This is a genomic window from Parabacteroides merdae ATCC 43184 (genome assembly GCF_025151215.1).
In the GTDB taxonomy this organism is placed as follows: domain Bacteria; phylum Bacteroidota; class Bacteroidia; order Bacteroidales; family Tannerellaceae; genus Parabacteroides; species Parabacteroides merdae.
This window is the reverse complement of record NZ_CP102286.1, coordinates 3,697,535-3,711,261: the sequence shown is the minus strand read 5'-3', so window position 1 is coordinate 3,711,261 and position 13,727 is coordinate 3,697,535. Positions and strand designations below refer to the sequence as shown.

Sequence of the window (13,727 nt, the reverse complement as noted above, 5' to 3'; positions counted from 1 at the left end):
GGCGGAAATAATCCGCCGGGAGTTTAAATTATAAACAAATGAAACAAGTAGACATTTTTAAGCAAAAAATATTTACCGGAGACAAAAAACAAATGCTATTTTTCTGGAAGGCAATCAAAAATATGAACAAATATATATCTGTTTTTCTGATTTTTTTTCTTAATGCCTGTATTTCACCATCAGGATATTTATCATCCGATAATTCTACTTCATATTATTTTGATGCAACAAACGGAAGTGATGATAACAATGGAACATCTCCAGATAAAGCTTGGAAAAATTTAGCAAAGACTCGAGGTCTGAAACTCTCCCCAGGAGACAAGATTCTTCTCAAAAAAGGGGAGACATTTATCGGAGAACTTTATTTGAATGGGACAGGAACAGCGGAAGCTCCCATAATCATTGATGGATATGGAGATAAGGGACATGATCCTTGTATCATAGGATATGATCAGTCTCCTTATGCCGTGTATGTCTATAACTCTTCTCAAATTACCATACAAAATTTGGAGATAGTTAATACCGGAAAGGATAGATTACCTGGTAGGACCGGTGTAAAAGTTCATTTGGAAAACTATGGTACAGCTCGTTCGATCACGTTAAGAAATCTGTATATTCATGATGTGAACGGTAGTCTCGTAAAAAAGCAAGGTGGAGGATCGGGGATATATATTGTGAATGAAGGAGAGAAACCGAGTATCTTTGACGGACTGACAATAGAGAATTGTATTATTCGTCGTTGTGAGCGGAACGGAATAATTTGGTGGGGATATGTAACACGTGACTTTTGGCATCCGAATCGTCATGTTGTTGTACGAAACAATCTTATCGAAGGAGTTCCAGGAGATGGTATCGTTCCTATAGGATGCGATAGTGCTGTAATTGAGTATAATCGAATCAAAAATTGTCCGGACCTGTTACCTGATGGAGAATTTGCTGCTGGAATTTGGCCGTGGAGTTGTGACAACACACTCATACAGTTCAATGAAGTTTCCGATCATAAGGCTCCTGGCGATGCTCAAGGGTTTGATTCAGATAATAATTGTAACAATACTATTATTCAATATAATTACAGCCATGACAATGAAGGAGGCTTTCTGCTGATTTGTAATACCGGAGAAACAGGAATGCCAGAAAATATTGGAACAAATAACACGCTGATACAGGGTAATATCAGCATAAACGACGGAAATAGAACGAAGAAAATAGGAACAGGATTTTTTTCTCCGAGTATTCATATTTCAGGACCGGCTAAAGGCAGTACACTTCGGCATAATATCATTCATGTGACCAAGAAAGTCAATTCCGACGTACAGCGATGTTTGTTAAGCGCAACACAATCTTATGGAGATGCAGACAGTACAACAGTATGTGAGAACCTGTTTTATGTGGCAGAAAACAGCTGTTTCTTGCTTGGAAATTCAACAAATAATTTTTTTAAAGATAATTGTTACCTTGGAAATATCAAAAATATACCTGAAGACGAAGGGGCAACATATGAAAATAAAACATATAGCAATATGATAAAAAATGATCTGTCAGGGGTTGAATCGCTCAAGCCATTTCTTCATTCAGTCAATACTCCTACCGGAGAGTTACAGATTGTCGACAGTGATGCTATAAACTCGTTTTTTAGTAAATAAATAGTCAAAATAAAAAATATATAAATTCAAAATTGGATTATGTGGAAACTTTAAATTACTTTAGTATCAAAAAATGCTTGGGGCTTGCGTAAATAAAGAAAATCAAAAGATACAGGTTGCTATGTATTTAATAATGTATTAGAAATCTTTGTTTTATGAGTAAAATTTTAATACTATTATTATACTTATTTTTTATAACTTTTTGTGCCTATCCGGCATGGAATGATTATAATGTACGGGCGATCAACAATATAGAAGGTCTCCCTGATAAACATGTTAATCAAATTCTTCAAGACAGTGACGGATTTATGTGGTTTGCCACAAACAATGGTCTCTGTCGCTATGACGGATATGAGTTTAAGACATACAAGTCATCAAGCCAATTTCCGGAATTGCTGCAAAGTAATATTGTAAATGCAATTGTTGAAGACATTGATCATAACTTGTGGATCGGGACTGAACAAGGGTTACACTTTTTGGATAAATCGACCGACAAGATTGTTTGTATCAGCAATGACAGTCTTCCTAACTCTTTTATACATTCTTTGCTGATCTCTCGTGACAGTACGTTATGGGTAGGAACACAAGTTGGACTTTTAAAATATAATAGACAAACCGGTTCTTTTTTCCAATATAAAAATCGTCCCAATGATGAAACATCCATAGCAGGAAATTCAATTCACGCATTACTGGAAGACAAATCAGGAGATATTTGGGTGGGAACATTTGATAATGGAATATGCCGTTTTGATGTGAAAAAACAACGTTTTTACCAATATCCTGAAGTAACCGTTTTGAATAGAACCAATTTTTTATTGCAAGACACAGCTGAAAACATTTGGATATGCAACTGGGGTAATGGTGTATCCAAAATGAACAATCGGGAAACTTCTAAACACGCCCGATATACTCAGTTCGGGTATGAGACTGATTATGAGTGCATTTTTAAATGTTTACAGCAACTTCCGGACAAAAACATTTTAGTAGGGACTAATCAAGGGCTATATAGGATAGATAATAACAATAAACTGATACCAATTAATACCGATGTTTATTCGTCTGGTTTTATTTCCAACGAGGATATTAATGATCTATTCATTGACAATCAAAAGAATATTTGGATAGCAACAGCAAATTCAGGTGTTTATATCGCGTATAAAGAAAAAAAGATCTTTACCAATTACCCGATGAAATCTTCATTGGAGCCATATCAAAACTTAAAAGTGAATGCGTTGTATGAATGGAATAAAAATGTTTTATTACTTGGAGTCGATAAAATCGGGTTTTCCTTTTATGACAAAAAAGTGGGAAAAAATACCGGTTATAAAGAAATATCAAAATATAATGAACTATTTAACCAATGGCCTGGAAATGTGCAATTTATATTCAAACATCCGTCTAAAAAGGAATTATGGTTTGGTACACAATTTGGCGGATTGATAATTTGTCAGTTAAAAGATAGAGAAATCTCGTCCTGCCAGTATTATCTTCATCATTTAGGAAAAACAAAAATCGGAAGTTGTATTAATTCTATCATAAGTGACAAGGATGGCAATATTTGGATCGGCTCTGATGAGGGACTAAATATTATTACGACTAATAATGATACACTTTCTTATGATACTTATAACCGCATACAGTGTATTTATCAGGATCACACAGGTACAGTATGGCTCGGAACTTACTTTGATGGGCTATACAGTCTGGCATCAGGATCCAATGTGCATAAACTGTCTTTTAAAACTTATAACAGTAAAAACAAACTGCTTGTTGCTGATGAGATCATGTGTATCTATGAGGATAAAATGGGGAACCTTTGGATTGGAACAAATGGTTATGGCTTACAGAAGTATAACCAAGAAAAAGACTGGTTTGAACCGGCTCCTAATATACAGGAAATACCTAGCGATATCGTTTTTAATATAACGGAAGTGAACGGAACTCTTGTCTTAGGAACTAATAAGGGGGTGGTGTTGTATAACAGTCAGACTCATAAATCACTTATTTTTGATGATAGAGATGGAATGTTGGATAAAAGCTGTTTAAAAAATTCAATGTTCAATGACAAGAAAGGACAGATCTATTACGGAACCCCTAGTGGTTTCTGCATATTTCATCCAAACTTGGTGAACTATGACTCAACCCATACTCCAACTATCATTAGTGATTTTAAGATTTTCCACAAATCTTTTGATGAACTGCCGAATAAGAAGAAAAAACAGTTATCTGGAAAAACTCATCCACTCTACTCTAAAAACATTACTCTGACTTCTTCTGATAATAATATCGGGATCAAATTTGCCGCACTTTCTTATGTACATCCTGAAAAGAAAAAATATGCTTACAAATTGGAGGGATTTGACAAAGATTGGATCTACACGGATGCGACATCACGAACAGCATTCTACACCAACTTACCTTCAGGTGAATATCGTTTTTTGGTCAAGACATTGAATGAAGGTAGAGTGGAAAATGAAAATTATGAAGAATTCGGCATAAAAGTGCTTCCTCCTTTTTACAAAACGAATTTGGCTTTGGTATGTTATCTGTTTTTGATAACTATTTCAGGTTATGTTTTTTATCGTTTTCAAAATTATAGGTATAAATTGAAAGAAGCTGTGAAGGTCGAACAAATAGAGAGAATAAAAGCGGAAGAATTACATCAATCCAAGTTCAAATTTTTTGCCAATATCTCTCATGAATTCTTGACGCCGTTATCTATTATCAGTTGCTCCATTGAGGAGCTTAAGCGTATGTATAATATTGATAATAAAATATTAAAAGCGGCCCAGTCGAATACGATCAGACTTAATAGGTTGATTGAAGAGATTCTTGATTTTCAAAAACTGGAAAACAATAAATTAAAACTCAACATATCTTATGGAGATATAAGTTCTTTTGTCTGTAATCTTTGTCAAGAGAACTTTGCTTTATTAGCAAAGAATAAAAATGTCAGCTTATGTATGCAGTCGGAACCTGAACATATCGCTGCTTGGTTTGACACGAATAAAATCGATAAAATTTTATATAATTTACTTTCTAACGCAACAAAGTTCAGCTATCAGGATGGTAGGGGAAAAATAGAGATTCTCCTTAAAGCAGAGGATCAGGAAAGTGAATTTCAGTATAAAACATTACTTATTAAAATCAGAAATATAGGAAAAGGTATTGCAACCGATGAATTACCTTATATATTTAATCGTTTTTATGAAAACAGTTTTAAACAATTGGGCCTTAAAGGGAATGGCATAGGACTAGCATTAACTAAAAGTCTTGTCGAATTGCACAAAGGAACGATTAGTGTAACTAGTGAACTGGAAGAATGGACAGAATTTACAATCAGAATACCTATCAACAAAACAAGCTATAGCAACGAACAAATAAATGAAACGATAGAACATCGTTTCATTGTAAACGACTCGCCTGAAGGAGCAGCCATCCAACAATCACAGTCCAATTCTGAAATTCAAAAATCTTCAAAACAGAATTCCGTTTTGGTTATTGAAGATGATCAAGACTTGCGAGATTCACTTCAGCGTTTGTTACAAGAAAAGTATACGATATCAATGGCCGCTAATGGGGAGGAAGGACTGAAACTTGTACAAGAAATTAAGCCTGATCTGATTCTTAGTGATGTCATGATGCCTATCATGGATGGATTCGAACTATGTAAACAACTCAAGAGAAAGAAAGAGACAAGCTGTATTCCGATTATACTTCTTACGGCAAAAATAAATGATAAAGACTATTTGGAAGGATTGAACTGCGGCGCAGATGCATATATAACCAAACCATTTAATTTTAACGTGTTACAAGCAAATATAGACATGGTCATCTCTAATAGAAAAAGGGTTATAGATAGCTTTAAATCCAACCCTTTGACACAGAATATAGATATTACGATCTCATCATACGATGAAAAGTTTTTGAAAGAGGCCATGGATATTGTCAAAAAGAATATGGAAAATCCCGAGTTTGATGTCAAACATTTTTGTGAAATTATGCAAGTGTCCAATTCTATGTTATACCGCAAGTTGAAGTCTTTGGCAAATATGTCTCCTAATGAATTTATCCGTAGTATACGTTTGAATACAGCAAAAGAACTCATTAAACAAAGAAGGGGTAATGTTTCAGACATTGCCTATTTGGTAGGTTTTAAAGATGCACATTATTTCAGTGTTTGTTTCAAGAAAGAATTTAACATGACACCAGGAGAATATATGGAAACTATATGTTCTTAGCTTTTGGGAAAAAATAAAAAGAAGTATTCTTAAAGTCTATTTAAACACAAAAGTTTCATCCATACACCTCAAAAATTTCCACAAAAAGTTTTTGTGGAATAATTTATTCGTAAGCATCCGATAAAGTACACATTGTATTTTCATAAAATAGAAAACTCGATATCAACTTTAGTCAAAAGCTAATATCGAGTTTTTTATTCGGCACTATAAAATATTTTGTGTAAATGGAAAATACGGGATTCAAGTTTGAGTCTCGTATTTTTTATTTTATAGATTTGCAAAATGAAGAAGATTATGAAAGAAAAGAATCAAGTAGTGCCCGATGAGGTGTTAAGCAAGGAGTTCCTTAGCCAGTTCAAGACAGAAGCGGATGTGAGCAAGTTTCTGAAACAGTTGCATGCCCAGGTGCTGGAGAAGATGCTTGAAGGCGAAATGGATGCCCATTTGGGCTATGAAAAGAATTCTGTGACAGGGAACAATACCGGCAACTCCCGGAATGGCAGTTATCCGAAGAAAATCCAGACCGAACATGGAGAGTCTGTCATTTCTATTCCACGTGACCGTAACGGCCAGTTTGAGCCGATAGCAGTGCCCAAACATGAAAGTCGTGGACTTTCTATAGAAAAGCTCGTTATCTCCCTATACGCCAAAGGAATGAGCGTTTCTGACATAGAGGAAGAGATGCGTGAGATTTATGAAATAGAGCTCTCTACATCGGCCATTTCCATCATTACCAACAAAGTCAATCAGGCTGCCCAGGAGTGGCAGAACCGTCCCCTTGATCCTGTTTGCCTGATAGTCTGGATGGACGGTATTGTCTTCAAGGTACGGGATAACGGCAAGATCATAAACAAGACCGTTTACCTTTGCGTCGGACTGAAACAGAACGGCCTGAAGGAAGTTCTTGGCATGTGGGTTGGCAAATCGGAAAGCTCTTCTTTCTGGATGGGTGTCCTGACCGACTTAAAAGCCCGTGGAGTGCAGGATATACTGATTACCTGTACCGACAATCTGAATGGATTTACGGATACTATCCGCAGTGTATTCCCTCAGTCATCCACTCAAGTCTGTGTGGTACATCAGATCAGAAATTCCTGTAAATATGTCGTTTATAAGGATAAGAAAGAGTTTACAGCGGATATGAAGAATATCTATAATGCACCCAACAAAGAGGTTGCAGCCACAGAACTTGACAATCTGGAAAAGAAATGGGGAGGAAAGTATCCTTATGCTATACTTTCATGGAGAAACAACTGGGATGATTTGACTGTTTTCTTCCAATTCCCGCTGGAAATCAGAAAAATAATCTGCACAACCAATCTCATTGAGAACCTGAATGGAAAAATCAGAAAGTACACGAAATCAAAACTTTCATTTCCTTCGGACGATGCTGTAAAAAAGACCGTATATCTTTCGCTTATGGAGATTGAAAAGAAATGGACAATGCCTATTTCAAACTGGGGCTTGATTATGAATCAATTTATGCTTATGTTTGAAAACAGAATCCAGATATAAGAACAAACTTACAACTGAATCCTGTTTTCATTTACACAAAATTCTGGACAGTGTCTTTTATTCTTTAACATAAATATTTAAACTCCAATTGGATTCGTGTTGGATTTCTCTAACTTCCAAACATCCGGAAGAAGTTCACGAACATTTTTCCCGGAGTCTCTTTCCAGATAGTATGGAAGTTTGGCTATGACATCATTCAGCCATTCCCTTGGGTTAATTTCCTGTGCTTTACAGGTAGCTAATAGTGAGCATATGATTGCTGTATTTTCAGCTGCCTCGTGGTTACCACAAAAGAGGAAGTTCTTTCTGGACAAAGTAAGTGGTCTAATCGCATTTTCCGCCAGATTATTATCGATTTTCAGATTTCCATCTTTCAGGTAATTCTTCATTCTTGGCCAAAGAGGATAAGTATAGGTAATAGCTTGTCCCATGCGACTTCTTGGTGGTACTTTGCCATAAGTCTGTTCCATCCATTTTTCAAAGGAGTCAAGTATGGGAGTTGCCAAACGCTGGCGGAGTGCACATCGTCCCTGCGCATCGAGTTTCCGGGCATCTGCTATCTGCTCAATATGATATAGTTCCTGTATTTGTTTAAGAGCATATTCAGCAAGTGATCTATTTTCATCCAGTGCCAGCTCCATATGTCTTCTGATATGGGCCAGACAGGCAATAAGGCACACGTCCTTAGTGCCATCAAACGCATTGTAGGCACTGTATCCGTCACTTTGAAGATATCCTTTGAAGTCCTTTAATAAATTTCTGATTGTCTGTCCGGATCGGGAACCGTCATCATAATGGAAGATGACCAGTTTTTCCATAGCTGCCCTGACCATCCATAAATACTCCTTATCGGTTTTTCCCTTTCCTTTGTTGATGACCCGTACTGTGGTTTCGTCGACCTGAACATATCCGCTGCCCGTTACGAGCTTTACTAATTCCGAATAAAGAGGACTTAATAACTCACATACTGGCTTAAACCACCCGCTTAAAGTACTTTCCGGCAGTCGTACACCCAAATGTCTGTATTCCTTTACCTGACGGTAAAAGGGAACATGATATTCATATTTCTGCAGAAGTATTTCGGCTAGCAAGGAAGGTCCTGCCAGACATTTGTATATAGGGGAAGGTGGAAGCGGTGCTATTATGACACCGCTTTCACCCTCTTTGGGAAGACTTAAATTATTTTTGAGTCCGTATTTGGGACGTACTGTCTCTTTGACATATAGCTTTCCCGGTTCAAATTCAAGCGTACGTGTGCGCTCTTCACCTATACGACGATATCGATTCAGATCCACATTATCAGGTTCGACAATGACTTCCACAACGGGCAGCCCCTCTAACAGTTCCCGATTACGGCGGGATTCTTTTTTCTTTCCGTCCGGTTTACATGTCCTAGTGCCTACGCCAGTCTCCACAAGATCCGTTTCCTCTTGCCTGGGATTAGCCAAGGTATCAAACAAGGCAAGCTGGTTGGGATCCAAGGATGCCAGCTTTTCACTCTTTCTGCCGAAAAGCTGTCTGTTTAACCAGGCTACTTGCGACAGGAGTTCCTGTACTTTTTGCTGCAGTTCTCCCGTCTGTTCCATAAGTTTCTGATTTGATTCTACAAGGGTACGATTTGTCTCCAGAAGCCCTTTTATTTGCTCCTGTTGATTCTTGATTATTAGTTCCATCGTATCTGTATGAATCATTCTTTTTAGTATCTTATTATAATGTAAAGATACTGAAAATCGTACAGCTATACAAGTTTAGGAAGCTCTTTTTAATCAATAAAATCCTTCTTTTCGACCGGCTTTAAGACGTTTGAGTCTATCACTCGGATTATCGGTTATGCCTTCCACCATCAGTACTAAATCACGCCATTCCATGGGATAGGAACGGCTTTCACTATCATAGGAAGGAAGTCTAAAGGTACCTTCCTCAAGGCGTTTTATGTATAAAACCATACCTCCGTCTTCGGTATGCAGAAGTTTCATGGTTGTTCTGCTTCGGTTGACAAAGATAAACACATCGCCAAGTCGAACGTCATATCCCATTTTATCATGAACAAGCCCACAAAGGGAATTTATTCCTTTGCGCATATCTGTCTTCCCGGGACACAGGAAGTAGCGCATCGTATCATTCAGGCAGAACATGGCTACATAATTTACTGATCAGGCCATAAATAATCTCCGGATTACTTAGGATGTTGAGGTGGATCTTTATGCCGGATGGAAGTTCTATGGTTACATGCCTGTCACCACATGATGAAGTGGGAATGGCAGGAGTATGATTAATATTAAGAGGGATAAACGAATCACCTGTAGGTTCGGTGTGTTTGGTATATGGGTGACTCAATCCATATTTCTTCTTCCAATAATGAAAACAGGAAGCAGGATACGATTCATTATCACAGAAATCCTTTATGGTTAGTCCGCTGGACTGTTGGCGCTGATATAGCGCTAAAAACTCTTCTTTACTCATTGATCGTTTCATAACTACGTTTTTGAACGCAAAGTAATAGAAGAGTTTTTAGGTCTACAATGTGTACTTTATCGGATGCTTACAATTTATTCTTGTATTTTTGTACTATAATAGTAGTACAATATTAATATAGAATAATATAAAATCATATGATCAAGTTTTTATTAGATTACTCTAGCGGTATACCGATATACCGCCAGATCATTGATCAAATCAGGTTTGGCATAGCATCCGGGCAACTTAAGTTGGGAGAACAGCTTCCTACGGTCAGAGCACTTGCCGTAGAGTTAAAGGTAAACCTAAACACGGTATCCAAAGCTTATAAAGAATTGGAGATCAAGAATATTTTGGAAACTCAGCAAGGAACCGGAACGTTTATTAGCAAAACAGATCATGTAGTACCGGAAAAAGAACGGGAAGACAAGTTAAAAGAAATTTGTACACAATTTTCTTCCGTTGTACTGAGTTACGGTTTCAGCCTAAATGAGGTTATTCGAGAATTAAAGAATATCGAAACTTCTAAAAAACAATGAATATGACAACAAATGTAATTAACAAGGGTTGGTTCAATCCCATATCCCTTTCCGTATTGCTGATACTGGTTATCGTATCAGCCGTTTTGTATGTTTCGAAGATTATAAACATACCGGTATTCATCCTCTTGCTTCTTCTTTCCGGGTTGGTGGCTTCTGCAATCCGCATAGCCGACCAATGGGAACGGGCGGTAGTCCTTCGTATGGGGAAATACAACGGTTTGAAAGGTCCCGGCCCCTTTATGATTATCCCGGTTATAGGACAGTGTGTCGACTTATATTGACCAGCGTGTACGGGTAAGTGCATTTAAGGCCGAACAAACTCTAACCAAAGATACGGTTCCGGTAAATGTGGATGCAGTCGTATATTGGACCGTCTGGGACGTGGAAAAAGCTGCATTGGAAGTACAGGAGTACCAAAAAGCGATCGAACATATCACACAGACTGGTCTAAGAGATACCATCGGTAAGCACGAACTGTCGGATCTCTTGCAGGAACGCGATAAGATAGCTGAGGATTTGCAACAGGTCTTAGACAGAAATACGAATCCGTGGGGCATCACATGCCAGACTGTCGGTATCAAAGATATCGCTATTCCGCAAGACCTGGCCGAAGCAATGAGCAAAGAGGCCCAAGCCGAACGTGAAAGAAGAGCTCGTGTCATCTTGGGAACGGCAGAAACGGAAATCGCAGAAAAGTTCGAACAAGCCAGTAAAAAATATACCGATAATCCTGTGGCATTACATCTCAGAGGGATGAATATGCTGTTCGAAGGCTTAAAAGAAAAAGGATCAATGGTTATCGTACCGAGTTCGGCACTCGACACCATGAACTTAGGGGCTATGGGAGGCTTGGTTTCATTGGCTAAGAACAACGAGACACCGAAATAAACTATTTTCTAATAACAAAAAATTACCATTTATGAAAATACACAAACAAGGGATTACTTTTGTTCTCCTTCTATTAGTCTTCACAAGTTGTTCACGAAAACCATCGCTGCAATGGATTCCCTTCAGTTGGGAAGGTGATACAATTTCGGGGATATACATTGAAAAAGCTTTTCTAAATGTTCCGGTAAAAATAGAGAATTTACCCTACGAATTCACAATGCAGTTTGATTTAGGAACATATAATTCTGTCTTTTACGGGAATACTTTTGCTCCTTATCTCAAAGAAGCCCCATCTTTAATGAACAAAAAAGATTCAACCGGGATGTATAAGAATGTCAACCTGCAAATAGGGACAGTGGAGTTTAGCAATGCCAATATCGGATTCATGCAGAATTTCGGAAATGAAATCCCTAAAGATTCACTTCATTCAAATACACCCAAGCATATTGGAACGATCGCATCCGACATGGTGCAAGATAAAGTCTTAATCATTAATTACAAATCAAACAAGCTTGCAATCACAGACTTTTTACCGGCTGAATACGAAAATCTGCCGGCTGAAGAATTTGAATCAGAATATGGGGTAATAAAATTGCCTTTACGGATTAATGGAAAAACATGTAAAGTATTGTTCGATACAGGTTCAAGCCCTTTCCAGTTAATAACGACACAAGAAAGAGCTTGGAGCGTATCAGACCTTACTATTGTCGACTCTCTAAGCGGTCCTTTATGGTGGGGACAAGAAATAACATTTTATGGCTTTAATGTAACCAAACCGATCGAGTTCGGCGGAAAAGCCTTGAACAATTCGAAAGTCTACTACGCCAAAGACGGCCTTTGGGATAGTATTTATAGTTCCCTCGATGTCTGGGGAATAACCGGAAATGCTTATTTCTTTGAAAACACCGTGATTATCGATTACAAAAACAAACTATTCAGGATAAAATAAAAATTCGACCCCATACTTCTTCATTCAGATGCAAGCATAAGTTATTTTCTACATTGCCGTATACATTCCCGACAACGTCGAAAACAACTTACACTTGCATCAAAACAAAAACACATTGCCATCTTACATCAAACCTTTGCCAGAGCTTGGTCTAGGTCATCAATGATATCATCGATATATTCAGTACCTATACTCAGGCGCACAATGGAAGGCGTGATATGCTGTCCGGCCAGCTCTTCCGGAGTCATTTGAGAATGGGTAGTCGTATACGGATGGATCACCAGGCTCTTCACATCAGCCACATTGGCAAGAAGGGAGAATATTTCGAGCGAATCGATAAACTTCCAGGCTGCTACCTGTCCGCCTTCAATCTCGAAAGTGAAAATACTTCCGGCACCTTTCGGGAAATACTTTTTATAAAGTTCATGGTCTGGATGGTCTGGAAGAGCCGGATGGTTCACTTTGGTTACTTTCGGGTGTTTGGATAAATACTCGACGACTTTCAGAGCATTGGCAACATGACGCTCCACGCGGAGAGACAATGTTTCCAGACCTTGCAGCAAGATAAAAGCATTGAAAGGCGAGATCGTAGCTCCTGTATCACGCAGAATGACAGCCCGGATGCGGGTGACGAAAGCTGCCGAACCTGCCACGTCGGCAAAGACCGCTCCATGATAACTTGGGTCCGGTGTGCCCAAGGTCGGGAACTTATCGGAATTTGCTTTCCAATCGAAATTGCCACTGTCCACAATCACTCCTCCCAAGCTCGATCCATGTCCGCCGATAAATTTGGTGGCGGAATGAACAACAATATCGGCCCCGTGCTCGATCGGACGGATCAGGTACGGTGTACCGAACGTATTATCCACTATCAACGGAATATTATGACGATGGGCCACCTCCGCCACAGCATCGATATTGGTAACATCAGAATTGGGATTACCGAACGTTTCGACATACACCGCTTTCGTATTCTCCCGAATAGCCGCCTCCAACGCCTGCAAGTCATTGACATTTACAATCGTGTGGGTAATGCCCTGAGCCGCTAACGTATGCGTAATCAGGTTGAAGGAACCGCCATAGAGATTATCGGCAGCCACAATATGGTCGCCCACTCCAAGTATATTCTGCAAGGCATATGTCACGGCCGCCGCACCGGAAGCCACCGCCAGACCAGCCACTCCCCCTTCGAGAGCAGCGACACGCGCTTCGAAAACTCCCTGTGTCGAATTGGTCAGACGACCATAAATATTCCCAGCATCACGAAGGCCGAAACGGTCTGCCGCATGTTGTGAATCATGAAATACATAAGATGTTGTCTGATAAATAGGGACGGCACGAGCATCTGTTGCGGGATCGGCCTGTTCTTGCCCTACATGAACCTGTAATGTCTCGAAATGTAATTTCTTTGTTGCCATAGTCGTATTATTTTAAATTGTTCTTCTTGCTCATTTTCCAGCAAAACTATAGCAGACAGAGATATCAGACAAGA

11 protein-coding genes are annotated in these 13,727 nt (G+C 38.7%); 7 read left to right on the top strand and 4 right to left on the bottom strand.

The features are described from left to right. The first annotated feature begins 38 nt into the window (after window positions 1-38). From NQ542_RS15170 to NQ542_RS15160, 3 genes are all read left to right on the top strand, one after another. Window positions 39-1,643 carry a right-handed parallel beta-helix repeat-containing protein gene (locus tag NQ542_RS15170; protein ID WP_005635423.1) on the top strand — a complete coding sequence of 535 codons (1,605 nt, stop codon included), beginning with the start codon at window positions 39-41 and terminating at the stop codon, window positions 1,641-1,643. A 155-nt stretch (window positions 1,644-1,798) separates the two neighbouring features. Next, window positions 1,799-5,884 (top strand): hybrid sensor histidine kinase/response regulator transcription factor, encoded by a 4,086-nt coding sequence (locus tag NQ542_RS15165; RefSeq protein ID WP_005635421.1) that lies wholly within the window; start codon window positions 1,799-1,801, stop codon window positions 5,882-5,884. Between the two features lie 294 nt (window positions 5,885-6,178). Beyond that, window positions 6,179-7,399, top strand: coding sequence for an IS256 family transposase (locus NQ542_RS15160; protein WP_005650368.1), 1,221 nt, complete (start codon window positions 6,179-6,181; stop codon window positions 7,397-7,399). Between the two features lie 77 nt (window positions 7,400-7,476). On the opposite strand, the gene NQ542_RS15155 is transcribed toward NQ542_RS15160, so the two are convergent. From NQ542_RS15155 to tnpA, 3 genes are all read right to left on the bottom strand, one after another. Continuing rightward, window positions 7,477-9,090 (bottom strand): IS66-like element ISBvu3 family transposase, encoded by a 1,614-nt coding sequence (locus tag NQ542_RS15155; protein ID WP_005639999.1) that lies wholly within the window; start codon window positions 9,088-9,090, stop codon window positions 7,477-7,479. Window positions 9,091-9,165: 75 nt separating this feature from the next. Next, window positions 9,166-9,513 carry an IS66 family insertion sequence element accessory protein TnpB gene (gene tnpB, locus NQ542_RS15150; RefSeq protein ID WP_081446965.1) on the bottom strand — a complete coding sequence of 116 codons (348 nt, stop codon included), beginning with the start codon at window positions 9,511-9,513 and terminating at the stop codon, window positions 9,166-9,168. Between the two features lie 4 nt (window positions 9,514-9,517). Then, complete coding sequence (gene tnpA / locus NQ542_RS15145; RefSeq protein ID WP_005635862.1) at window positions 9,518-9,874, bottom strand: IS66 family insertion sequence element accessory protein TnpA; 357 nt, start codon at window positions 9,872-9,874, stop codon at window positions 9,518-9,520. Between the two features lie 137 nt (window positions 9,875-10,011). Between tnpA and NQ542_RS15140 the strand changes: the two genes are divergently transcribed. Genes NQ542_RS15140 through NQ542_RS15125 form a run of 4 tightly spaced genes read left to right on the top strand, consistent with a single transcriptional unit; the run spans window position 10,012 to window position 12,235 of the window. After that, on the top strand, window positions 10,012-10,395 hold the full coding sequence (locus NQ542_RS15140; RefSeq protein ID WP_005639997.1) for a GntR family transcriptional regulator: 384 nt from the start codon (window positions 10,012-10,014) through the stop codon (window positions 10,393-10,395). Window positions 10,396-10,397: 2 nt separating this feature from the next. Further along, window positions 10,398-10,679 carry a hypothetical protein gene (locus NQ542_RS15135; RefSeq protein WP_005649870.1) on the top strand — a complete coding sequence of 94 codons (282 nt, stop codon included), beginning with the start codon at window positions 10,398-10,400 and terminating at the stop codon, window positions 10,677-10,679. Continuing rightward, complete coding sequence (locus NQ542_RS15130; protein WP_005639990.1) at window positions 10,663-11,286, top strand: slipin family protein; 624 nt, start codon at window positions 10,663-10,665, stop codon at window positions 11,284-11,286. The genes NQ542_RS15135 and NQ542_RS15130 overlap by 17 nt, the downstream gene beginning before the upstream one ends. A 31-nt stretch (window positions 11,287-11,317) precedes the next feature. Beyond that, on the top strand, window positions 11,318-12,235 hold the full coding sequence (locus NQ542_RS15125) for a hypothetical protein (RefSeq protein ID WP_005639988.1): 918 nt from the start codon (window positions 11,318-11,320) through the stop codon (window positions 12,233-12,235). Window positions 12,236-12,363: 128 nt separating this feature from the next. Here NQ542_RS15125 and NQ542_RS15120 read toward each other — a convergent pair whose 3' ends face one another. Further along, window positions 12,364-13,653, bottom strand: a complete 1,290-nt coding sequence (locus NQ542_RS15120) for an O-acetylhomoserine aminocarboxypropyltransferase/cysteine synthase family protein (protein ID WP_005639985.1) — start codon at window positions 13,651-13,653, stop codon at window positions 12,364-12,366. Window positions 13,654-13,727 lie beyond the last annotated feature (74 nt).